The 21,753-nt window shown below is 62.5% G+C and carries 21 protein-coding genes and 1 pseudogene; 15 read left to right on the forward strand and 7 right to left on the reverse strand.

Features of this window, described 5'->3' with window-relative positions; translation table 11 throughout:
* The first annotated feature begins 97 nt into the window (after positions 1–97).
* From NKF26_RS22115 to NKF26_RS22135, 5 genes and pseudogenes are all read left to right on the forward strand, one after another.
* Positions 98–2,191 carry a hypothetical protein gene (locus NKF26_RS22115; protein WP_253226153.1) on the forward strand — a complete coding sequence of 698 codons (2,094 nt, stop codon included), beginning with the start codon at positions 98–100 and terminating at the stop codon, positions 2,189–2,191.
* 40 nt (positions 2,192–2,231) lie between these two features.
* A pseudogene (gene folP, locus NKF26_RS22120) lies at positions 2,232–3,044 on the forward strand (dihydropteroate synthase); the annotation flags it as partial.
* A 2-nt stretch (positions 3,045–3,046) separates the two neighbouring features.
* Positions 3,047–3,748, forward strand: a complete 702-nt coding sequence (locus NKF26_RS22125; protein ID WP_253234886.1) for a 6-hydroxymethylpterin diphosphokinase MptE-like protein — start codon at positions 3,047–3,049, stop codon at positions 3,746–3,748.
* A gap of 11 nt (positions 3,749–3,759) precedes the next feature.
* On the forward strand, positions 3,760–4,338 hold the full coding sequence (locus tag NKF26_RS22130; RefSeq protein ID WP_253226156.1) for a maltose acetyltransferase domain-containing protein: 579 nt from the start codon (positions 3,760–3,762) through the stop codon (positions 4,336–4,338).
* 48 nt (positions 4,339–4,386) lie between these two features.
* Positions 4,387–5,796 (forward strand): FAD-binding oxidoreductase, encoded by a 1,410-nt coding sequence (locus tag NKF26_RS22135; protein ID WP_253226157.1) that lies wholly within the window; start codon positions 4,387–4,389, stop codon positions 5,794–5,796.
* A 1-nt stretch (position 5,797) separates the two neighbouring features.
* Here NKF26_RS22135 and NKF26_RS22140 read toward each other — a convergent pair whose 3' ends face one another.
* Entirely contained in the window at positions 5,798–6,070 is a 273-nt protein-coding gene (locus NKF26_RS22140) for a hypothetical protein (protein WP_253226158.1), read from the reverse strand.
* 135 nt (positions 6,071–6,205) lie between these two features.
* Between NKF26_RS22140 and NKF26_RS22145 the strand changes: the two genes are divergently transcribed.
* Positions 6,206–6,865, forward strand: coding sequence for a bifunctional 2-polyprenyl-6-hydroxyphenol methylase/3-demethylubiquinol 3-O-methyltransferase UbiG (locus NKF26_RS22145; RefSeq protein ID WP_253226159.1), 660 nt, complete (start codon positions 6,206–6,208; stop codon positions 6,863–6,865).
* On the opposite strand, the gene NKF26_RS22150 is transcribed toward NKF26_RS22145, so the two are convergent.
* Positions 6,856–8,547 (reverse strand): thiamine pyrophosphate-binding protein, encoded by a 1,692-nt coding sequence (locus tag NKF26_RS22150; protein WP_253226160.1) that lies wholly within the window; start codon positions 8,545–8,547, stop codon positions 6,856–6,858. The two genes, NKF26_RS22145 and NKF26_RS22150, sit on opposite strands and share 10 nt — an antisense overlap.
* 160 nt (positions 8,548–8,707) lie before the next feature.
* On the opposite strand from NKF26_RS22150, the gene NKF26_RS22155 reads away from it, so the two are divergent.
* A complete protein-coding gene (locus NKF26_RS22155) occupies positions 8,708–9,694 on the forward strand; it encodes a DMT family transporter (RefSeq protein ID WP_253226161.1) in 987 nt (328 codons plus the stop codon).
* A gap of 245 nt (positions 9,695–9,939) precedes the next feature.
* Entirely contained in the window at positions 9,940–10,170 is a 231-nt protein-coding gene (locus NKF26_RS22160) for a hypothetical protein (RefSeq protein ID WP_253226162.1), read from the forward strand.
* A gap of 10 nt (positions 10,171–10,180) precedes the next feature.
* Here the strand turns inward: NKF26_RS22160 and NKF26_RS22165 are convergent, their stop codons facing one another.
* The 3 genes from NKF26_RS22165 to NKF26_RS22175 form a co-directional block, all read right to left on the reverse strand.
* Positions 10,181–10,591 carry a luciferase family protein gene (locus tag NKF26_RS22165; protein ID WP_253226163.1) on the reverse strand — a complete coding sequence of 137 codons (411 nt, stop codon included), beginning with the start codon at positions 10,589–10,591 and terminating at the stop codon, positions 10,181–10,183.
* A gap of 269 nt (positions 10,592–10,860) precedes the next feature.
* Positions 10,861–11,862 carry a TIGR04024 family LLM class F420-dependent oxidoreductase gene (locus tag NKF26_RS22170; RefSeq protein WP_253226164.1) on the reverse strand — a complete coding sequence of 334 codons (1,002 nt, stop codon included), beginning with the start codon at positions 11,860–11,862 and terminating at the stop codon, positions 10,861–10,863.
* 141 nt (positions 11,863–12,003) lie between these two features.
* Positions 12,004–13,293 (reverse strand): MFS transporter, encoded by a 1,290-nt coding sequence (locus NKF26_RS22175; RefSeq protein ID WP_253226165.1) that lies wholly within the window; start codon positions 13,291–13,293, stop codon positions 12,004–12,006.
* A gap of 81 nt (positions 13,294–13,374) precedes the next feature.
* On the opposite strand from NKF26_RS22175, the gene NKF26_RS22180 reads away from it, so the two are divergent.
* The 3 genes from NKF26_RS22180 (at position 13,375) to NKF26_RS22190 (ending at position 16,015) form a co-directional block, all read left to right on the forward strand.
* Positions 13,375–13,767, forward strand: coding sequence for a helix-turn-helix domain-containing protein (locus tag NKF26_RS22180; protein WP_253226166.1), 393 nt, complete (start codon positions 13,375–13,377; stop codon positions 13,765–13,767).
* Between the two features lie 57 nt (positions 13,768–13,824).
* On the forward strand, positions 13,825–15,009 hold the full coding sequence (locus NKF26_RS22185) for a lactate 2-monooxygenase (protein ID WP_253226167.1): 1,185 nt from the start codon (positions 13,825–13,827) through the stop codon (positions 15,007–15,009).
* Between the two features lie 73 nt (positions 15,010–15,082).
* Positions 15,083–16,015, forward strand: a complete 933-nt coding sequence (locus NKF26_RS22190; protein ID WP_253234887.1) for a PrsW family intramembrane metalloprotease — start codon at positions 15,083–15,085, stop codon at positions 16,013–16,015.
* An 83-nt stretch (positions 16,016–16,098) separates the two neighbouring features.
* On the opposite strand, the gene NKF26_RS22195 is transcribed toward NKF26_RS22190, so the two are convergent.
* Both NKF26_RS22195 and NKF26_RS22200 read right to left on the reverse strand, forming a co-directional pair.
* A complete protein-coding gene (locus tag NKF26_RS22195; RefSeq protein WP_253226169.1) occupies positions 16,099–16,563 on the reverse strand; it encodes a DUF5518 domain-containing protein in 465 nt (154 codons plus the stop codon).
* An 89-nt stretch (positions 16,564–16,652) separates the two neighbouring features.
* On the reverse strand, positions 16,653–18,203 hold the full coding sequence (locus NKF26_RS22200) for a long-chain fatty acid--CoA ligase (RefSeq protein WP_253226170.1): 1,551 nt from the start codon (positions 18,201–18,203) through the stop codon (positions 16,653–16,655).
* 136 nt (positions 18,204–18,339) lie between these two features.
* Here NKF26_RS22200 and NKF26_RS22205 point away from each other — a divergent pair, with 136 nt between their 5' ends.
* The 4 genes from NKF26_RS22205 to sod all read left to right on the forward strand — a co-directional run.
* A complete protein-coding gene (locus NKF26_RS22205; RefSeq protein ID WP_253234891.1) occupies positions 18,340–19,737 on the forward strand; it encodes a deoxyribodipyrimidine photo-lyase in 1,398 nt (465 codons plus the stop codon).
* 223 nt (positions 19,738–19,960) lie between these two features.
* Complete coding sequence (locus NKF26_RS22210; protein WP_253234888.1) at positions 19,961–20,398, forward strand: hypothetical protein; 438 nt, start codon at positions 19,961–19,963, stop codon at positions 20,396–20,398.
* A gap of 110 nt (positions 20,399–20,508) precedes the next feature.
* Positions 20,509–21,108 carry a superoxide dismutase gene (locus tag NKF26_RS22215; RefSeq protein WP_253234889.1) on the forward strand — a complete coding sequence of 200 codons (600 nt, stop codon included), beginning with the start codon at positions 20,509–20,511 and terminating at the stop codon, positions 21,106–21,108.
* Between the two features lie 121 nt (positions 21,109–21,229).
* Positions 21,230–21,753: superoxide dismutase (sod, locus tag NKF26_RS22220; protein WP_253234890.1), on the forward strand; the 524-nt coding region annotated here is incomplete at its 3' end.

Consider the following 21,753-nt stretch of genomic DNA (forward strand, 5'->3'; position numbering starts at 1 on the left):
GCCGTATGATTGTTCGTTCCACCACGATTCGGAGACGCGTTTGGTTGCAATCCGGACTGGTTGGCGGGGCCGTTACCGGGTCCGGATTAAGTGAATCATGACGGGGGACGATAATCGACCGAAAGGGGCTGAAATACAGGTCGAACGCGTTTCGGACGGATGTGGAATTCGAATCTGGGATCCCATCGAAAAAGCCGGTGTCGTGTTACGGACCCCGTCACGAATCGATCCACAGCAGGGTTCGACGGAGGGGTTCCCGTTCTCGGTCGAGACGGCCGTCGAGTTTCGGACGGATCGGATCGATATCCCCGCAGGTATGTCGTACAACGCATGGGACACTTCCAACGCGATACGGGACACCATTTTCATGGGCGGTGGAGTGTGGGAACCATCGTTCCGCGTCGGCTATCTCGAACTGAAAGTCACTCCGATGCGGTTCTATATCGCCGTCGATTGCTTCCCAACGGTTCGATCCGGAGACAGTTCCTCGACGATCGAATTCGGGGAAGAACGACGTATCACCGTTGGGGTCGGGTCGGCGCATTGCACCCCCGAGGGAACGATTACCGTTACCGACGACCCCGAGGACGTGATGCGTGCGGTCTCGCTGTTCGGGTCGGCACTGGGAACGCTCTCGCCTGAACGTTCGTTCCCGACCCTCCGTGGGCATCCACCGCTCATCGAACGTGGTGACGAATTTTCGTCTCCACCAGATCTCGAACGTCCGGATACCGGGGTTCGATTGATCGTTCCTCCCGAGCGTGAGTACGTCTACCCGGTAGTCTCGTTGGCGTACTATCTGGGTGCGGAGGTGGTTCCGGGGAACCATCCACGGCTCGAAACCCCCGATTCGGAATACGTGTTCGGTGACACCACTTCGTTCGAACGAGAGATCAACGGACTGCTACGCCACGTCTTCTTTTTCGACTGTCTGACTCGTGAAGAGGGGTTCTACCCGGCACCGCTTCGTATCAGATCGGAGATCGAACCGTTGGTCCCCTTCGACTTCGAAAGTCTCTACGACCGTTCACTATCCGAACAACTCGACGCATACTTGGACGTACCGCTCAACCGGGTCGATTCGCACTTTCCGAATTGGACTGATGCGGTAGCACTCGAACTGACGGCACGAAACGTCGAAGCACTTCCGTACGTTTCGTCCAATCTCGCGTTCGTTCGGTGTCCGTCTCCCACCGCTCGGATGTCGCGGACCGAGCCACCACAAACGGTCACTGACTTCTGCCGAAGCCAAACGACGGCTTCGGGAGCGGTGACGGAAACGACGGTCGTGAGCATCCCGGAGACGGCGGCCGTCCACGACGAGTGGCTCGGTGAGGGGGTTCCTATCGGCGGCAACAAGGTCACCCTCGATTCGTATCGTCGTCGAACGGAGAACATGGAGCCGAAAACGTCGACCATCTCGGTCAAAATCGTCTGTAACGACCCGCAGATGAAAGCGGAAGGAAAAGTGACGGATCTCTATATGTTTCGGGAGATCACCGATCACGAGATCGATATCGAATACGATCTTACCGTCGAGGAACTCGCCTCGGTGTTCGCCGCCGACATCGACTTCCTTCACTACATCGGGCACGTTAACGACGAGGGTATCGAGTGCACCGACGGCGTGCTCGACACGCGGACGTTGGACGCGGTGAACGTCGAGTTGTTCTTGCTCAACGCCTGTCGATCGTACGACCAAAGCATGGCGCTAGTGGAGAAAGGATGTCGGGGCGGTATCGCCACGCTTTCGGACGTCTCGAACGGACCTGCGACCGAGGTCGGCTCGTGGCTTGCTCGTTTGCTTGGCCGGGGGTTCGCTCTTTGTGATGCGCTCTCTATAGTACGAAGAACGACGTTGAGCGGGAATCAATACGTCGCCCTCGGCGATTCCTCGGCGACTGTTTGCCGAGCCTTCAATTCGTCGAACAGTAGCGTTCACATCGATTCGTACACGGACGGTGTATATACTGCAGATCTGGAGATCCACATGTTACGAGGGCACAAAATCGGTTCGTTTTACAATCTCGTACAGGAAGACGACGAACGGTTCTACTTATTTCCCGAAACCGTGCGGAAGGAGATGACCGCCGCCGAACTCGACGAACTTCTCAAACAGGAGTCCTCCCCGGTCGAATACGACGGTGACCTGTACTGGAGCGACGACATCACCGCGGCGGACCTGCACTGAAAGGGCCGATTTTTAACCGTGCTCGCCCTCGTTTTCGGATATGCAGAACGTTTCCGCCGCGGGACTCGGAATCGGGCCGGAACATCCGCCGCGAATCATGGGCGTGTTGAACGTCAGCGAGGAATCCCCGTACGACCCGAGCGTGTACGACGACCCTGCCGACGCCGCGGCGTACGTGGACGCGGAACTCGTCGCGGAAGGCGCGGACATCGTGGACGTCGGTCTCGAATCGGCGAACAAACGGTTCGACGTGCTCTCCGCGGAGGAGGAACTCGACCGACTCGATACCGCGCTGGAAGCCATCGAACAGGTGGAAGGGAACCCCGTCTTCTCCATCGAAACCCGGTATGCGGACGTGGCGGATGCGGCGCTGTCGGGTGGCTTCGACATGGTCAACGACATCTGTGGCTTCGCGGACCCGGAGATGGCGACGGTCTGTGAACGCCACGACGCCGCCGTCGTGAAGATGGCGAGTCCGCCGGACCTGACCCGTCCCGGCGCGATCGAGCGCGTGGACGACATTTACGACGCGCTCGCCGCCGAACCGCTGACGGACAAGACCATCCTCGATCCCGCATTCGGCGGATGGAGCGAGGAGAAGACGCTCGCTGACGACCGCGAGACGTTCCACCGACTCGGCGAGTTACGAGAACTGGGGCGGCCAATCCTGGTCTCCATCAACCGGAAGAACTTCTTGGGTGACGTGGTGGGCAGGGACACCGAGGATCGACTCCCGGCCAGCCTCGCGGCGACCTCGCTGGCCGTCGAACGCGGGGCCGACGTGATCCGAACGCACGACGTGGCCGAAACCCGTGACGCGGCCGTCATCGGCCACGCGTTCGGCCGCGAACGGCAATGAGGTTCGACGAGTGGGACCCCGTCTACCGCGCAATCCTCGCGGATTTCGGCTTCCCCCGAACGGACGACGAACGCGCCCGCGACGTCCTCGCCGAACTCGCGGTTCCGTTCGACCGCGAGAAACTCGACCGGATCACCGGGAGCACCGTCGCAATCGCGGGAGCGGCCCCCTCGCTGGCCGACGAACTCGACACGGCACGAGGAGCGGAGTGCGTCGTCGCGGCCTCGACGGCCGCCGACGTGCTCCTCGATGCGGGCATCGACGTGGACTGCATGGTGACAGACCTCGACAAAAATCCGGAGACGGCGCGGGAGTTGAGCGAATCGCGGATTCCGGTCGCGGCGCACGCACACGGAGACAACATTCCCGCGATACGCGAGTACGTCCCGACGTTCGACGCGGAGAACGTCCTCGCCACGACGCAGGCGGAACCGAACGGACCGGTCGAGAACTTCGGCGGGTTCACTGACGGCGACAGGGCGGCGTTCCTCGCCGACGAGTTCGGCGCGGCCGAACTCGTCTTCCTCGGCTGGGATTTCGACGACGCTACCGTGAACCCGATGAAACGGAAGAAGCTCGACTGGGCCGAGCGGTTGCTGTACTGGTTGGAACGGCGGCGCGACGAGCGGTTTTCGATTTTGGATGGCCGACGGACGGAAATCGATTTCGACACCGACCTATTTGAATCGGGGACGTAAACCGCCACACGATGGTCACCGAGAAGGAAAGGATGCTGGCGGGCGAGCTATACGACCCATCGGATTCCGAACTCGTCGAGGGGCGACAGCGGGCGAGACGACTCACGAGACGGGTCAACACGACGGAGGTAACGGAGGCGAACGAACGGGAGTCGCTGCTCCGGGAACTGTTCGGCTCACTCGGTGATTCCCCACACGTCGAGCCGCCGTTTCGGTGTGATTACGGCTCGAACATCCACGTCGGCGACGGCTTCTACGCGAACTTCGACTGCGTGATTCTGGACGTCTGTCGGGTCGAGATGGGGGACGACTGTTGGCTCGGACCGGGCGTCCACATCTACACGGCGACGCACCCCCTCGACGCGGAAACCCGTGTCGAGGGACCGGAGTACGGAAAACCGGTGACGATGGGGGACAACGTCTGGGTCGGCGGGAGGGCGGTCATCAACCCGGGCGTCGAAATCGGCGACGACGCCGTCATCGCCTCCGGAGCGGTTGTCACCGCCGACGTTCCGGACGCCGTCGTGGTGGGCGGCAACCCGGCGACGGTCGTCAAGGAACTGGATGGTGATGGTGAAATGGACGGGTAAGGAAGCCGTCCGAACAGCTTTATTTCATCGCACGCCGAGTGCTATCGTATGGCGCACGATTGTTCGTTCCTCCGCGACCTGCCGCTTCCCGACGACCGATTTTCCTTCGGCGACTCGCATCGCGCCGGGCACGCGGGGGATTTCGGAACCTTGGAAGCCGAGGAGGTAGAACCGGACGCGGTCGTCTGGCCGGAATCGACCGAGGAGGTATCGACGGTGCTCGCGGCGGCGGACGAGCGGGGCGTTCCGGTGACGCCCTTCGCCGCCGGAACCGGACTGGAAGGGAACGCGACACCGACCCGTGGCGGGATCAGCCTCGACATGACGCGGATGGATTCGGTGCTCGACGTTCGTCCGGACGACTTCCAGGTCGACGTCGAACCGGGGATTTTCGGGAAGGAGGTGGATGAAACCGTTGCTGGAGATGGGCTGTTCTTCCCACCGTTGCCGTCGTCGGGCGACATCTCGACGATCGGCGGGATGATCGCCAACGACGCGAGCGGGATGAAGACGGTGAAGTACGGCGAGGTCCACGACTGGGTGCTCGAACTCGAAGCCGTCCTCGCGGACGGATCCGTCATCACCGCGGGGAGCAAGGCGGTCAAAACGTCCAGCGGTTACAACCTCAAGGACCTCATCGTCGGCTGTGAGGGGACGTTGGCCGTCGTCACCCGTGCGACCCTCGAACTCGCGGGACGACCACAGCAGATTCGCGGGGGACGTGCCGTCTTCGATTCGCTCTCGGACGCCGTGGACGCGATTTCCGACGCGGTTCGGTCGGGCGTGGACGTGGCGAAGATCGAACTCGTGGACGAGACGAGCGCGACGATGGCGAACGCCTACACCGGGTCGTCGCTCCCCGACGTGCCGATGGTGTTCGTGGAGTTCCACGCGAACCACGGCATCGAGGACGAGATCGAGTTCTGTCGGTCGGTGTTCGAGGCACACGACGTCTCCCAGTTCGAGATCGCCGAGGGGGAAGAGATGAACGAGCTCTGGCAGATCCGGCGGGAGATGGCCTTCGCGGTCGAATCCTACGACCTCGACCTCTCGCCGCTCCATCTGGGCGACGTGACCGTCCCGATCAGCAGATACCCCGACATGGTTCGGCTCGTTCGGCAACTCGCCGACGAGCATGACCTGCTGATTCCCTGCTTCGGCCACGCCGGGGACGGCAACCTCCATTACACCGTGCTGGTGGACGAATCGGACGACGAGCACGTCGAACGCGCGAAGGAGGCCCAAACCGAAATCGTCCACACGGCCATCGAGTGGGGTGGAACCTGCACCGGCGAACACGGCATCGGACGGGGAAAACGCGAATACCTCGAACTCGAACACGGTGCGGCGAGCATCGACGCCATGCGTCGGATAAAGCGCGCACTCGATCCGAACGACACGCTCAATCCGGGCAAGATGTTCCCCGAGACGGTCGATGGTGGTCGGGTCGGAAACTGAGTCAGAAATCGTCGGCGAAGTCGCGTTTCGGCACTTCTCGATAGCGTTCACGCCCGACGGGCGTTCGCGTCCGCACGAGGTACGTCTCCTCGGTGAGGTCGTACACCGTCTTCCGTCGTCCCGCGTCGGTGGTTTCGGTCACCCGCGAAACGTCGTCGGAGTTCGAAAGGTGGTCGCCTAGCTGCCAGCTAATCGGGGTGCCACGGGGACCGGTCGGAGGGCGGTTCGCTTCGGACGCACGTGTGCCGTTCTGCCATTCCCCACGCAAATCCATGCCAATGGGAACGATATAAGGTGATAAAACGATATCGACATCGGACTATCACGGAAAATTAATATCGTCGGGAGACAGGCAACTGGCGTTTTAGGTATAACCGACGTTTTACGTATGGGGTTCGTAGAACCGTGAATGGATCCCAACAGCGTCCGCCAACAGTGGGAAGAACGGTCGGGAGAGTACTCGCCGGACTACTACGCCTACTACGGGCCGAACGAGACGAGCGAGTTGATCCGCGCTCGCCTCGACTCTGCTATCGAATCGGACGCGGCCATCCTCGAACTCGGGTGCAGTTCGGGACGGCACCTCGCGCACCTTCACGACGGGGGATACGAGGACCTTCACGGCATCGAAATAAACGGCGAGGCACTTTCGGTGATGGAGGAAAACTATCCCGAACTCGCCGCGGACGGAACGTTCTACATCGACGCCATCGAGGACACCATCACCGAGTTCGACGACGATCAGTTCGACGTCGTGTTCTCCGTCGAGACTCTCCAGCACGTCCACCCCGACGGGGGCGTATTCGAGGAACTGGAACGAATCACCGCCAACCGTCTCATCACCGTGGAAAACGAACGAAGAGCCGATGAGAACCTGGGGGAAGGAGACGACGGGTCGTCTGAAACCCCCGTGAACTACGTCCACGACGAGTTCCCGCTCTACTTCAGGAACTGGAATCGGGTGTTCACCGACCGAGGATTCACCGAGATTTTTTCCGAACAGACCGATCGGGACGTGTTTCGGGAATTCCACCTCGACGGCGGGGACGACGCGGCCATTCAGTCGTGAACCAACACGTCCACGACGCTCGGTCCGTCCTCGGCCAACGCCGTTTCCAACGTCTCCGCTATCGCACTGGGTGACTCGACGAGATAACCGCTCGCACCGTGGCTCTCCGCGTTCTTCGGGATATCGACCGGCGGTTCGAAATCCATGCCGACGTACTCGTGGTCGGCGTCCTCGCCGCCGAGCAGTTTCAGCGTGTTGTCCTTCAGGATGCGGTAGTTGCGGTTGTCGGAGACGACGACGGTCACGTCCACGTCGTATCGCGCCGCCGAGTAGAGCGAATGTGGGTAGTACAGATACGATCCGTCGCCGACGAAGCCAACGACCTGCCGCGGGTCGTCCCGCTCGGCTTCCGCCATCCCGGCCCCGATTGCGGCGGGGAGGCCGTAGCCGAGACCGCCACCCTTGTTCGAGATGTAGGCTTCCCGCTCGAACGCCCAGCGAAGGAGCATGACGTACTTCGACGTGATGCCCTCGTCCACGATGTACGGGGAAGAAAGGGTTTCCCGAAGGGTATCGACGAGTTCGGCTTTCGAGGCACGCGGGTCGTCGGTATCGTCGCCCTCGCCCATCGACGCCATCTGCCCTTTCGCGAACTCCTTGAACTGCGCGACGCGTTCCAACCGTCCCGTGAGTTCGTCGTCCCCTATTTCGACTTCCTCGGCGAGTTCGTCCATCACGTGTCCCAGATCACCCGTCACGGCGACGTCGGCGGGCGTGTTCTTGCCGACCTGCCACGGTTCGTCGTTCAGGTCGATGATGGTCGCGTCCTCGGGGACGAGGTCACGGTCGTGGCGCGTCAAGGTAGTATTGGTCGAACACCCCGCGAACACGACTGTGTCGGCGTTCATCGTCGCGGCGGCGATACCCTCGTCCGGCGGGATGTGGGACACCCACTGGTCGTGCGTGCCGGGGAAGTCCACTTCACAGGCCAATATTTCGGCGTGAACTCGCGCGCCGGTCGCTTCCGCCAACCGGACCGCCGCGTCGAGCGAGTCGACCTCGGAGTACGCGTTGTGTCGAGGGATGTGGTCGCCGACGACGATGACGGGGTCCTCGGCGTCTTCGAGCAACCTCGCGGCTCGTGCGATTGCGGCCGGGTCGCCGGAACCGGGGTTCTGAATCCGGCCCAATCGTTCGGGTTCGGCGTCGGTCTCGGCCATCATCACGTCGAGCGGGAGCGAGAGGAAGACCGGACCCGTCGGCGGCGTCTGGGCCACGCGGAACGCCCGCCGGAGCATGGTCGGGAGGGCTTCCACGTCCGTTACCTCCGCGCTCCACTTCGTGAACTGGTCGGTCATGGCGAGCACGTCTCCCGAGAGGATCGGTTCCTCGTGGCGGAAATCGAGGCTGTGTGCTCCGGCCGTGACGACGAGCGGCGCGCCCGTCACCGACGCGCCGTAGAGGTTGCCCAGTCCGTGAGCGACGCCCGGCGCGACGTGTAGGTTGACGACGCCGACCGGACTACCGTCTTCGGTACCTCGATAGTTCCTCGTGCTCGCATAGCCCGCGGCCATCCCCACCGCGATGTCCTCGTGTGGCGCGAGGACGTACTCCAGTTCGCTCTCTCCCAGCGCTTCCATGACCGGGAGTTCGGTCGTTCCGGGGTTCCCGAACACGTGTCGAACGCCGTAGGCTTCGAGCGCGTCAGTGAACAACGCCGCGCCCGTGCGTGTGTCTGCCATGCCGATGACTGGTCGTGAACCCCCAAAGGATTTCCGGGGGAACATAACGGTCCGAAACTGATCCGTGGGGGCGTGTACCGTGGTATCGTGTCTTCGAGAATTTTCAAGTATACCCGCACACTACCAGCGTCACCAACTGAACACAGGTGTCCACTCTCTCATGATTCCGTCACGATATCGAAATTCGATGCTGTTCGCTCTGCTCGCGGTGATCTGGGGTTCGTCGTTCGTCGCCATCAAGGCCGGCTTGCACGCGTTCCCACCCGTCCTCTTCGCGGCGTTCCGGTACGACGTCGCTGGCGCGGCCCTGCTGACCGTCGTCGTCGGCCTCGGCCTGCGAAACGACGACTTCCAGTGGCGACCGACGACACGAACCGACTGGACGCTCGTCGGAGTCGGCGGGACCTTCATGTTCGGTGCCTATCTCGCGCTCCTCTTCACCGGCCAGCAGTACGTCACGAGCGGCGTGGGTGCGGTCATCCTGAGCCTGAAACCCGTCGTCACGCCGCTGTTCGCATTGGCGCTCCTGCCGAACGAACGGTTCAACGCACTCGAAGTCGTCGGCGTCCTGCTCGCGCTGGTCGGCGTTGTCGTCGTCGCCGACCCCACATCGCTCGGCGGTTCGACGGTCGGCATCGCGCTGCTGCTCGTCGCGGCGCTCGTCTTCGCGTTCGCGTCGGTGGTGACCCAGCGATTGCGGACGACGCTCCCGGCGTTGACCCAGCAGGCGTGGATGATGGTCGTCGGCGCGCTCGTCCTCCACGCGACGAGCGCCGCAATCCGCGGGTGGCCGTCCGTCTCGTTCACCCGCCCGGCGCTCGTTTCGCTCGTGTACCTCGCGTTCGTCGCCAGCATCGGCGGGTACGTCATTTACTTCGACCTGCTGGAGCGAGTCGGCGCGAACGAGGTCAATCTCGTGAACTACGCCGTTCCAGTGGCCGCCACCCTGTTCGGGTGGGCACTCCTCGGCGAACCCATCACCGACGCGACGGTTTCGGGCTTCCTCGTCATCGTCGCCGGGTTCGTCCTGCTGAAGTGGGCGACGCTCAAACGCGGCGTCGTCGCCGCCCAGCGGCCGTCCCGACGCGTTCCCCAGGGAGGCTCGGAAACCGTCGTCGTCTCCGGAAACGTCTATTATCGCGGGTAGTAGGGCGGCGCGGTTGCGGTATGTTGGGGCTCGGCGGTCGTCTCTGAAAAACCAAACAGGACCGTTCGTAGTGAGCACGGAAGGGGTTCTCAAAACCATCGTCGCAGTGGTCCCAATCACAGGAAAATAAAATCGGATTCGCTCTTTCTCGCCCGAACGTACAAGTGCGAACCCGTCGTGGCGAATTCTACGATGATTCGTCCCGAGTACGAGCGAGACAACAGCACCATCAGGAGGTCGCCATAGTGCCGATCGAGGGTTGGCGACGGAGGGAGGATCTGGAAGGTGGCAAACAGATCCGGATCTGGTTGCGCGACGACGATACCAAGGAGTTGTACGTCGAAAATCTGACCTACCGAGACGAGGGCTACGCGGTTTACGTCTACGACGTGGAGGACGACGAGTGGGAGACTATCGCCGAGACCGATTCACGAGCGGATGCCGTCGAGAAAGCGACGGAGTGGGCGGGAAGTTAGAAACGGGTACTCAGAGGAGCGCCCGCAGTTCGTCGCTCGGTCCGAGGGAAGCGAGTTCCGAATCCACGTCGAGGTTCGAAAGCGTGTCCTCCCCGCCCGTCGTGTTCACCATCGTGCTGGCGTGAAAGAGGTATGAGAGTCGCAACAACCAGAGCGCACGCTCCACGTCGTCCGAACCCTCGACGTGGAACGTAGTCCACCCGGATCTCGGATAGATGTGATGTGGCTCCGTTCGCCCTTCCGTGACGAGCTCGTCGCGGACCCGACGCGGAAACGCGATATCGAGGATACCCCACTGATGGACATGGCCGATTTCCCGTGGCCCGAGGGAGAACTCCGTGCCACCGAACCGGTGTTCACCCACCTCCACGCCGTCCCATTCCGATACTTCCGTGATGATCGTCTCGATTGCTTGCGTCATGGTTTCCGTTCACCGTCCCCCCACAGTATGTGAATAGATCACACGGGGGTTTGCTCCTTTCGCAAAACGGGGACGATGACGGCGGAAATAGCTGGGCTCGGAGCTATCACTGGCCAGCGTACTAAAAGGCAATACAGGGGGTAGCCCCGGAAGGCTACCCTTCAAGGTTGCACTGTTCTAAGGCACGGGGCAGCTATGAAAGCCCCGATGTATCATTATCGATCTAGATATAAATCGGCGGTTCCTAACACGTTTGGTCGGGCACCGATTCACGGGGCCAACGCGGCCATCGTCTCCCGTGCGTCCTCGACCGTGGCACCGCGGGGGAACCCCACGGCGACCGAATCGACGCCGTCGATATCGGCGAACTTCTCGAACATCTCGCGGGCACGTTCGGGCGTGCCCGCGGCGGCGAGGTCGTCCAGCAGGTCGTCGGCCACCAGTTCGGTCGCCCGCTCCTTGTCGCCGTTCGCCCACGCTTCCGAGATGTCGTAGGCGACGTCCTCGTACCCCTGCCGGGCCAACGAATCGCGGTAGTAGGTTCCCATCCCACCGATGTAGAAGGCGGCGTGTTGTCGCGCGAGGTTTCGGGCGCGCTCGCCGTCCGAAAGCGCACAGCAGGTCAACGAGAGCGTCACTTCCACGTCGTCCGCATCGCGGTTTCCGAGGTCCACACCGCGCCGTAAGTCGTCGAGTCGGTCGGCCATCCCGTCGGGCGTGAAGAGGGTCGCGTGCCACCCGTCGGCGAACCGTCCCGCCAACTCCACCGACTTCGGCCCCATCCCGGCAGCGTCGATCGGCGGCGGCGTTTCCGGTGGCTCACACCGCAGTCGGAAGCCACCCAGCGTGAAGCAGTCGCCGTCGTAGTTCACCGTCTCGCCCGACAGCACTTTTCGGACGATGTCGATGGTTTCGCGGGTGCGCCGCAGCGGGCGGTCGAACGCCTCGCCGTGCCATCCCTGAATGACGGCCGGTCCGCTCGGGCCGATACCGAGCCGAAATCGTCCGTCCGACACTTCCTGTAGCGTCGCGGCGGTCTGCCCGATGAGCGCGGGCGACCGCGAGTAGACGTTGACGATGGACGGCCCGAGACCGATTTTTTCCGTGCCGAGCGCCATCGCGGTCAGGCTCGTCACCGCGTCGCGTCCCCACGTCTCGGGAAGCCACGCGTGTTCGTAGCCCAGTTTCTCAGCCTGCTGTGTCAGTTCGACGAGCGTCTCGACGCTCGGTTGTGCCGCGACCGGGAGATGAACCGTCCTCGTTGCAGCCATTTCCTATGAATCGTTCGTGTAGTTACCTATCGGTGTCGGTATTCACGATTTACGGGTTTCCGGGAGTTGTTCGCCGAAGGGTACCCACAAGTATCGGGGAATAGAGTTCGAGGGTAGCGCTCGACCGACGGGAGACAGTGTTCACGTCCCGAAGGAGTTCGGTTCGACGCTCGTGACCGGCGGGAACTCGCGGAGTGCGGGCACGACCAGCCAATAGCCGACGAGCAAACAGTACCCTATCGCGGAGAACCCGATGACCGTCGCGCTTCCGTATCTGTCTCCGAGCGACCCACCGATGAGATACCCGACCGGACCGACGGCCGCGACGAGACTTCCGGTCGTGGAACTCACACGCGCGAGCAAGTCGTTCGGAACGCCGGTCTGAATCGTCGCGCTGACGAGGACGTTGTAAATCCCGATGGGGATGGTGGCGATTCCGTAACAGAGGAGCACCGCCGGGAGCCAACCGACCGTGACGATACCGAGTTGGCCGACCGCGGTGATCAGAAAGCCGACGATTACGAAGCGGCCGAATCGAATCGTCTCGAACCGCGACGCGACGAGCGACCCCACGAGGAGACCGACGGTCATGGCCGCGATGAACAGTCCGTACGTCTCCGCGCCGCCGAGCGAATCGGCGAACGCCGGGAGCACTGCCGTCGAACCGGCAGTGAACGCGCTCACGAAGCTCGCCGCGACGACCATGTGCCCGACGACCGAGTTCCGAATCAACTCGAACCCCTCGCGGATGTCGGCGAGGTACTCCGTAGCGCTCGGTGACGTTCCGGTCTTCTCGGTCGTGGGAACGCTCAGCAGGGCGAAAAAGGTGGCACTCACGACGAACGTCGCCGCGTCGAAGGCGAACAGCGCGACGGCACTGAACACGGCGATGAGCGCCCCCGACAGGGCTTCTGCCACCGCACCGATGGTCTGATGCGTCGCCGATTCGAGCGAGTTCGCTCGGGGGAGAAGTTCCTCGTCCACGAGTCGAGGAAGGGCGGCTTTCTCGGCCGGAGCGTTGAGTCGTCCGAGAAGCGCGAGCAGTCCGACGACTGCGAGAACGAGGGAGACGCTCACCGTGTGAACGCGGGCGACTACGGGAACCGAAACGACGACGATGGCCTGTGCCGCCCCGACGAGAACGAGGAGTCGGGAGAGGCGTGAGCGGTCGACGATGGGACCGAACAGAAACCCGAACACTATCGGAAGCCGGGACAGGAATCCGGCGAGTCCGGTATAGAACGTCGAACCGGTCAGCTGATACACCAACCACATCGACGCGATGGAGTACAGTTTGTCGCCGACGCGGTTGACGATGCGAGCGAGATACAGCCGCCGAAATCCCGTGTTCGAGAGGAGGGTTCCCGTCTTCGATGACATGAACCGTCCACGCCATCCCGCCGATTTCGCCGACGAGTCGATGTCAGCCATACGCACTGTCGAGCCGAGTGAACAATCAAGCTTCGGCGAACGCCAGTTCTGTAAGAATTCTTATTGTTTTTCGGGGGATTGATGGCGAGCGCCGTCGAAAGCACCGCTATGACGTACGGGACGGACCCCCCGATGGACGCGCTCGCCGTGCTGGGCAACGAGATTCGCATGTCCATCCTCCGGGAACTCGCCGACGCCGAGGAGTCGCTTTCCTTTACCGAACTCCGCGAGCGTGTCGGCATTCGTGACACCGGGAAGTTCAACTACCATCTGACGAAGCTCTGTGAGTACTTCGTCCGACAGACGGAGTCCGGGTACGAGTTGGGCCACGCCGGAACGCGAGTCATCACGGCCGCGAATCCGACGGCATCGAGCGAGGGTGGTGCACGCGATGACGACGGTGCGTGCCCCATCTGCGGCGAGCAGGACTGCGAGAAGTTGTTTCACGTCCATCTGACTCCCGGTTCGTTCTGACTCGGTTCCTGAACCGTTCGGAACAAAGTATAATTCTACACAGTCTTTCAATCCGGTATGGACGATTCCTCGGAACCGTTCGGCCCGAACCGACAGAACGAGGTGTACGCTGGCGGCATGCTCGCCGATCAAACGCCCGATTTGCCGACTTCCCCCGAAGCGCTCGCCGAACTCGCACGCGAGAACCTCTCCCCGGAGGCCCACGCCTACGTCGCCGGGTCCGCCGGGTCCGAAAGCACGAAGGACGAGAACCGCCGCGCCTTCGACCGCTGGCGTATCGTCCCCCGGATGCTCCGCGACGTGTCCGAACGCGACCTCTCGGTCGAAATCCTCGGCCAGAGGCTCCCCGTCCCCGTCATGCTCGCACCGGTCGGCGTTCAATCCATCATCCACGACGAGGGCGAACTCGCCACCGCGCGGGCCGCCGCCGAACTCGACGTTCCGCTCGTGTTGAGCTCCGCCTCGTCCGAGACGATGGAGGACGTTTCCGAGGAACTGGGCGATACGCTCGGCTGGTTCCAACTCTACTGGAGCGCCGACAGGGACGTCGCCGCGAGTTTCCTCTCGCGGGCCGAGGACGCGGGCTACGAGGCCATCGTCGTCACGCTCGACACGCCGATGATGGGCTGGCGCGAGCGCGACGTGGACCACGCCTATCTCCCGTTCCTCGACGGCGAGGGTGTTGCGAACTACCTCAGCGACCCCGCGTTTCGTGCATCGCTCGACTCGCCACCCGAGGAGGACGCGAGTGCCGCCCTCTGGCGGTTTACCGAGATATTCGGCGACCCGTCGCTGTCGTGGGACGACCTCGCGTTCCTCCGCGAACGCACCGACCTTCCAATCGTGTTGAAGGGGATCCTCCATCCGGACGACGCACGGAAAGCGATCGATCGGGGCGTGGACGGGGTAGTCGTCTCGAACCACGGCGGGCGGCAGGTGGACGGCGCTATCGGCGCGCTCGATGCGCTCCCGGCCATCGTGGACGAAGTCGGTGACGAGGTTCCCGTCCTCTTCGACAGCGGCATCCGTCGCGGTGCGGACGCCGTCCGCGCCATCGCGCTCGGCGCGGACGCGGTTCTGCTCGGCCGACCGTACATCTACGGACTCGGAATCGCGGGCCAAGACGGCGTGCGGGAAGTCCTGCGAAATTTCCTCGCGGACCTCGATCTGACGCTGGCGCTGTCCGGACACACCTCGTTCGACGAACTGTCCCGTTCGGCCCTGCGCGAAATCGAGCGGTGACGGGTTCCGGGCGAGGAAACACTTTGGGGGTCGCTCCCGTATCGGAACGGGCTATGGGGGAACACGGAACGTGATGCGGGGAGAGGACTCGTACGACATCGAATCGTGGGAGCCACGGACCCTGATGGATCGGTTCTCGTTGCGGTTGTACGGCTTCCTCGCCGAGGCGGTCCGCGGCGCCACGCTCGTGCTCGCGCTGACGTTCGTGTTCATCGAACTCGGGTTGGTAGCGACGACGCTCGAAAAACGCCCGATTCTCGGCTTGCTTTCGTTCGTCTCAATCGTCCCGGCGCTCCTCCTCGCACTCTATATCTGGCGCGTCGATCCGACGGAACGGGAACCGATCCCCACGCTCGTCGCCACCTTCCTCCTCGGCGTGGTGTTCGCCGCGTTCGCCGCGGTCATCAACACCTTCGGGATGGGCGTCCTGAACGATGTGGGTATCGAGACGCTCGCCATCGTCCCCTTTTTCTTCCTCGTCGTCGGGCCGGTCGAGGAGACGGTGAAGTGGCTCGCCGTTCGGTTCCACGCCTACCGCACGCCACACTTTCAGACCGCCGTCGACGGTGCCGTCTACGGGGCGATGGCCGGACTTGGCTTTGCGACCATCGAAAACCTGACCTACGTCGTCGGGACGGTCGGAACCAACGGCGGTACCGCCGTCACCGTCTCGGGTGTCGCAGTGACGCGCGCCATCGTCGGCCCGAACCACGTGCTCTGGGCGGCCATCTCGGGCTACTACCTCGGGTTGGCGAAGATAGTCTCCTCGAACCGTGGGCCGATAATCATCAAGGGAATCGCCATCCCCGCGTTCCTCCACGGGTTTTACAACTCGACCGCCGGATTCGTGACGAACCTACTGTCGTCGATATTCGGCGGTGACGCGTTGGCCTGGTTGCTCGTCTACGTGCTCGTCTTCTCGGGACTCGTCGCGTCCTACCTGTTCCGAAAGATTCGGCGGGCACGCGAGTATTACGAGGACCAGATGCGATTGGGATGGCTGTGAGACGAGGACCAGATACGATTGGGATGGCTGTGAGACGAGGACCAGATGCGATTGGGATGGGTTTGAGTACCGAGGATTTCCAGTCAGGCACCCGACCGACGTTGCCGCGTCGTATCGAGACGGTCGTGCAACCAGCCACCGACGAACCCGCAGGCCATCCCGACGAAGAGCAGGACGATAGGCATGACGAGCAAAGTAACGACCGCCGCCGCAACCGAGATCACGGCCATCAGCCACGAGTTCCCGACGGCATCGACGAGGACCGGATCACCCCACCACTCGACCAACCCGGTTCCGGCGTTCCAAACGGCGATGGGAACCCCACCGACGATGCCGGTCACGGCCCCCACACGAGTTCCGCGTATCGACCGCGTGCCGTAGCGATAGCCCGAGAGTACACAGGCGACGGCCAGCGGTGTCGCCGAAACGGGGTCCGGAGTCAGTAGCCAGTTGTAACCGACGGTAAACGGGATGGAAGCGACGCCGAGGAGGACGGCGGTTCGGAACCGGTCGTCGCGCAAATCTCGGAGGGTTCGGGACGCGATCATCGGTTGAATATTTATCAGTTTGTGGCATAGCTCTTTCCCGCTCGCGGACGAAAAATCGATCTTCTCCGGTCGTCGATCTTCTCCAGTCGTTACTGTTGTTGCAGTTCGAACTTCTGTACCTTCCCGGTCGTCGTGCGCGGCAGTTCGTCCACGAAGACGACTTCGCGGGGGTGTTTGTACGCCGCGAGGTTGTCGAGGCAGTACTGCTGGATTTCGTCCTCGGTCACGTCCGCATCCGGCGTGAGGACGACGAACGCTTTCACGGTCTCGTTTCTTCGTTCGTCCGGGATACCGACGACGGCGACGTCGGCCACGGCGGGGTGTTCGAAGAGGAGTTCCTCGACTTCGCGCGGGTAGACGTTGTAGCCCGCCGTATTGATCATGTGCTTCTTCCGATCCACGACGTAGAAGAAGCCGTCCTCGTCCCAGTAACCGATATCGCCAGTGTGGAACCACCGCTTTCCGTCCGCTTCGGTGAACGCATCCGCTGTCGCGTCCGGCAGGCCAGCGTAGCCCCGCATCACGTTCGGACCCGCGATCACGATCTCGCCGGTCACGTCGTCCAGTTCCGCGTCGTCCTCGGCGAGCGGCCCTTTCTCGACGGGCGGCCGTTCCTCGAAGTCGTCGGTCACGATGCGAGCGCTGACGCCGTCGATGGTTCGACCGATACTGCCCACGCGACGGCCCTTGTCGGGCGTGTTGAAGTGCGTGACGGGACTCGTCTCGGTCAGCCCGTACCCCTCGTAAATCTTCGCGTCGTACAGTTCCTCGAATCGCCGAAGTACTTCGATGGGGATGCCACCGCCGCCGACACCGGCCATCCGGATGGACGAGAGGTCGAACTCGGCGGCGTTCGGTTGGTTGATGATGTCGTTGTACATCGCGGGAACGCCGTGCATCATCGTCAGTTCTGCGTCCTGAATGAGCGAAAGCGCCTGCTGGGCGTCCCACGTCGGCAGCGGGTAGAAAATCCCGCCACTGAACAGCGTCGCGTTCATGCAGACCGTCATACCGTAGATGTGGAACAGCGGGAGGACGCCCAACAGCGAGTCGTCCGGCCCGACGCCGCCCGGCGCGAGGGCCGCCGCCCCGTGCGCGTTCGAGGTGAGGTTTCGATGGGTGAGTTCCACCCCTTTCGGCGTGCCCGTCGTTCCGCTGGTGTAGGGCTGAACGGCGAGGTCGTCGTCCTCGCGTGGTTCGACTTCGCCGTCCCCCTCGGCGAGGAAGTCACCGAAGAAGGTCGCGTCCCCCTGACCGAGCGAAACGATGTGTTCCACGTCGGTTTCGTCCCGGACCTCCTCCACGAACGGGACGAGGTCCGGAAGCGTCACGACGACTTTCGCGCCGCTGTCGGCGAGCAGGTGGCTGATCTCCCGCGTTCGATACTGCGGGTTCATCGGCACCACGACGCCGCCCGCCGCGAGCGTCCCGTGGAACGTGACCACGAACTCGGGCGTGTTCGGGAGGTAGACGGCGACCCGGTCGTCCACCCCGACGTCCCGTTCCGCCAGTCCCGCGGCGAACCCGCCGATCTGCGCCCAGAGATCTTCGTACGTCAACTCCCTATCGTCGGTGACGATGGCCAAATCGTCCGGCTGTTCGGAAACCGTGTCCCTCACCGACGTGGTAAGATTCACCATGAACAACTGTAAGAAGGGCACCCTCATAAAACATCATTGTAAATTCGTGTCGAATGGTTGATCTGCTGTGGTGCTCCAGGGGGAACCCTACAAAGTGGGTTCGCTCGTTAAGAGGATCGTCCTCGTTCCCTCGCCCATGCACCTTCACTGGCATCGGCGCGACCTCCGGGTCGAGGATAACCGGGCGCTTTCGATGGGTGACACCGTCCTCCCGGTGTTCGTCTTCGACGACGAGGTTCTCGCCCACGCGGCCCCACCTCGGGTGTCGTTCATGTGCTCGGCGCTCGAATCGCTGCGTGAGTCCTACCGCGAACGCGGCGGCGACCTGCTGATCGTTCGCGGCGACCCGCGCGAGGAACTGCCGCGAATCGCCGAGGCGTGTGACGCCGACGCCGTCGTCTGGAACCGGGATTACTCCGGATTGGCGAAGGCACGCGACGCCGACGTTCGGGACGCGCTGGATGTCGCGGAAATCGACCATCGAGCGTTTCACGACGCGCTCTTGCACACGCCGGGTTCCATTACGACGAACGAGGGCGAGTACTACTCCGTCTACACCTACTTCTGGAAGAAGTGGCGCGACCGGGACAAGGACGCGCCGTTCGACGCCCCCGACGAAATCGTCTCGCCGGAGGAAGTGGTTGGCGAGGTCGACGGCGCGATTCCGTCCCTCGCCGACCTCGGATTCGAGGACCCCGAGGGGAACATCCCTCCCGCCGGAACAGAGGCGGCCCGCGACCTCGCGGCCAAATTCTGCGAGCGGGACGTGTATCGGTACGACGACGCCCGTGACTACCCCGCCCGCGAATCGACTTCGCGTCTCTCACCGCATCTCAAGTTCGGGACCATCGGAGTTCGAGAACTGTGGGAGACGACGGTGGAGGCGAAAAACGACGCCGAGAGCGCGAACGATGCCGACTCCGTCGAGGAGTTTCAGGGCCAACTCGCGTGGCGGGAGTTCTACATGCACGTGTTGGACGACAACCCGGACGTGGTCGTGGAGAACTTCAAGGACTACCAGTACGACATCGCGTGGCGCGACGACCCCGACGGCGTGCGGGCGTGGAAGAACGGGAAGACGGGCTATCCCATCGTGGACGCCGGAATGCGCCAACTGCGCGAGGAGGCGTGGGTGCACAACCGCGTTCGCATGATCGTCGCTTCGTTCTTGACGAAGGACCTGCTGGTGGATTGGCGCGAGGGCTACGACTGGTATCGCCAGAAACTCGTGGATCACGACACCGCGAACGACAACGGCGGGTGGCAGTGGGCCGCCTCGACCGGTACCGACGCACAGCCTTACTTCCGCATCTTCAACCCGATGACGCAGGGCGAGCGCTTCGATTCCGACGCGACGTACATCAAGCGGTTCGTCCCCGAATTGGAGGACGTTCCTCCGAAGAAGATTCACGAATGGAACGAACTCGACCCCGACGAACGGGAGGCGCTCGCGCCCGACTACCCCGGCCCAATCGTGGACCACGGGGAGCGCCGGGAGATGGCCATCACGATGTTCGAAAACGCGAGGGGGTAGTCGGGGAATCGAGAATCGTGGTGGTACCGTTCACGAACCCCAAAGGATCGAACGGTGATGAAGCGTCGTCTCTCGTTCGGGTAACTAGATGTTGTTTGACAGTAAGCCGTGTTGACCGTCGAGTGACTCGCTCTTGGAGCGGATCGGTAACCGATACTACGGTCGATTTAACCACGAAAACGTGAGTTAGCGGGCGGCATACGACGGTCAACAGTGGTCGGGATTGAAATACGACTCTCCCGACGAGCGACGACAGGGTCGCACCCATCTCACGGAGGAAGGAGGTGGGACTCGCGCCCAAGAGGCAACCATGAAGAAAACGATCAAGATACTACTCGTCGCAGCTATGGTCGGCAGTGTGTTCGCAATCGGCTTCGCAGGCAACGCTGCCGCCGTCGCGAACGATAACCAAGTACAGGTCAGCGGTCAAGCCGCATCGTCTAACGTGGACCAAGGCCAGGCCGTCGCACAGGGTAACTACAACTCGCAGGAGGACAACTACGCGGTCTCGGGTGCGCTCAACGTGGGCCTGGATGACGGAGAGAGTGGTGCGTCGTCCGGCAACGCCGTCGCGGTCCAAGCGAGCGCCCAGAGCAACGACAACTCGCAGTTCGCCTGGTCGAACGCCCAGAACAGCAACTGGCAGAACCAGGACGACTAAACCTCGGTCATCGACGCGACCGGGACTTTGAAGCCTATTTTCTGAGCGACCTCGGACCGTCGCCTCAACACTTAACATCACGACCGTTGACCACTGTCCGGGGGTTACCAATGGCAACGTACGAACTACCGGAACTACCGTATAGCTACGACGCGCTCGAACCGAGTATCGATGCGCGCATCATGGAACTGCACCACGACAAACACCACCAGGGCTACGTCAACGGTGCGAACGCGGCGCTCGACACGCTCGAAGCGATGCGGGAGAACGACGAGTGGGGGGACGTGAAAGGTGTCGAACGAAATCTCGCGTTCAACCTCGCGGGCCACATCAACCACTCCGTCTTCTGGGAGAACATGTCCCCGAACGGGGGCGGGGAACCGGGCGGCGAACTCGCCGATGCGTTGGACGACCAGTTCGGGTCGTTCGACGAGTTCAAGGCCAACTTCTCGGCGGCCGCGAAGGGCGTCGAAGGCTCCGGATGGGGGATGTTGCTCTACGACCACGTCGGGGACATCCCGATCGTGACCATGGCCGAGAACCACCAGAACCAATCGCCGATGGCGACGCCGCTGTTGGTACTCGACGTGTGGGAACACGCCTATTACCTCCAGTACGAGAACAACCGCGGCGAGTACGTGGACAACTTCTGGGACATCGTCAACTGGGACGACGTAGAGGAGCGCTACGACGAAGCGAGCAGCAGGTGACGACCGAGCAATCGCCCTGAAATCGGTCTATTTTGCCGCCGTATCGTGTGATATGTTAGCTAACATCTCCTCAAGGTTTAACAGGCTAAGACGAGATACAGTTAGTGGAGGTAATTCATATATGCCAGAAAAATCGAACGCGGAACTACCACCGCTCCCGTACGACTACGACGCGCTGGAACCGCACATCTCCGAGCAGGTTCTCACGTGGCACCACGATACGCACCATCAGGGCTACGTAAACGGCCTCAACAGTGCCGAAGAGACCCTCGCAGAGAACCGCGAATCCGGTGACTACTCCAGCACGGCGGGTGCGCTGGGTAACGTGACCCACAACGGCTGTGGTCACTACCTCCACACCCTCTTCTGGGAGAACATGGACGAGAACGGCGGCGGCGAACCCGAGGGCGAACTCGCCGACCGCATCGAGGAGGACTTCGGTTCCTACGAGGGATGGAAGGGCGAGTTCGAGGCCGCCGCGAGCGCCGCAGGTGGCTGGGCACTCCTCGTCTACGACCCCGTCGCCAAACAGCTTCGCAACGTCAAAGTTGACAAGCACGACCAAGGCGCACTCTGGGGTAGCCACCCGATTCTCGCGGTGGACGTGTGGGAGCACTCCTACTACTACGACTACGGTCCGGACCG

This window comes from Haladaptatus sp. AB618, assembly GCF_024136965.1.
GTDB lineage: Archaea > Halobacteriota > Halobacteria > Halobacteriales > Haladaptataceae > Haladaptatus.

Bases quoted from the DNA above. Each gene is read 5' to 3' on its own strand.
- NKF26_RS22115 (WP_253226153.1), top strand. From the start codon at position 98: ATGACGGGGGACGATAATCGACCGAAAGGGGCTGAAATACAGGTCGAA.
- NKF26_RS22125 (WP_253234886.1), top strand. From the start codon at position 3,047: ATGAGGTTCGACGAGTGGGACCCCGTCTACCGCGCAATCCTCGCGGAT.
- NKF26_RS22130 (WP_253226156.1), top strand. From the start codon at position 3,760: ATGGTCACCGAGAAGGAAAGGATGCTGGCGGGCGAGCTATACGACCCA.
- NKF26_RS22135 (WP_253226157.1), top strand. From the start codon at position 4,387: ATGGCGCACGATTGTTCGTTCCTCCGCGACCTGCCGCTTCCCGACGAC.
- NKF26_RS22140 (WP_253226158.1), bottom strand. From the start codon at position 6,070: ATGGATTTGCGTGGGGAATGGCAGAACGGCACACGTGCGTCCGAAGCG.
- NKF26_RS22145 (WP_253226159.1), top strand. From the start codon at position 6,206: ATGGATCCCAACAGCGTCCGCCAACAGTGGGAAGAACGGTCGGGAGAG.
- NKF26_RS22150 (WP_253226160.1), bottom strand. From the start codon at position 8,547: ATGGCAGACACACGCACGGGCGCGGCGTTGTTCACTGACGCGCTCGAA.
- NKF26_RS22155 (WP_253226161.1), top strand. From the start codon at position 8,708: ATGATTCCGTCACGATATCGAAATTCGATGCTGTTCGCTCTGCTCGCG.
- NKF26_RS22165 (WP_253226163.1), bottom strand. From the start codon at position 10,591: ATGACGCAAGCAATCGAGACGATCATCACGGAAGTATCGGAATGGGAC.
- NKF26_RS22170 (WP_253226164.1), bottom strand. From the start codon at position 11,862: ATGGCTGCAACGAGGACGGTTCATCTCCCGGTCGCGGCACAACCGAGC.
- NKF26_RS22175 (WP_253226165.1), bottom strand. From the start codon at position 13,293: ATGGCTGACATCGACTCGTCGGCGAAATCGGCGGGATGGCGTGGACGG.
- NKF26_RS22180 (WP_253226166.1), top strand. From the start codon at position 13,375: ATGGCGAGCGCCGTCGAAAGCACCGCTATGACGTACGGGACGGACCCC.
- NKF26_RS22185 (WP_253226167.1), top strand. From the start codon at position 13,825: ATGGACGATTCCTCGGAACCGTTCGGCCCGAACCGACAGAACGAGGTG.
- NKF26_RS22190 (WP_253234887.1), top strand. From the start codon at position 15,083: ATGCGGGGAGAGGACTCGTACGACATCGAATCGTGGGAGCCACGGACC.
- NKF26_RS22195 (WP_253226169.1), bottom strand. From the start codon at position 16,563: ATGATCGCGTCCCGAACCCTCCGAGATTTGCGCGACGACCGGTTCCGA.
- NKF26_RS22200 (WP_253226170.1), bottom strand. From the start codon at position 18,203: ATGGTGAATCTTACCACGTCGGTGAGGGACACGGTTTCCGAACAGCCG.
- NKF26_RS22205 (WP_253234891.1), top strand. From the start codon at position 18,340: ATGCACCTTCACTGGCATCGGCGCGACCTCCGGGTCGAGGATAACCGG.
- NKF26_RS22215 (WP_253234889.1), top strand. From the start codon at position 20,509: ATGGCAACGTACGAACTACCGGAACTACCGTATAGCTACGACGCGCTC.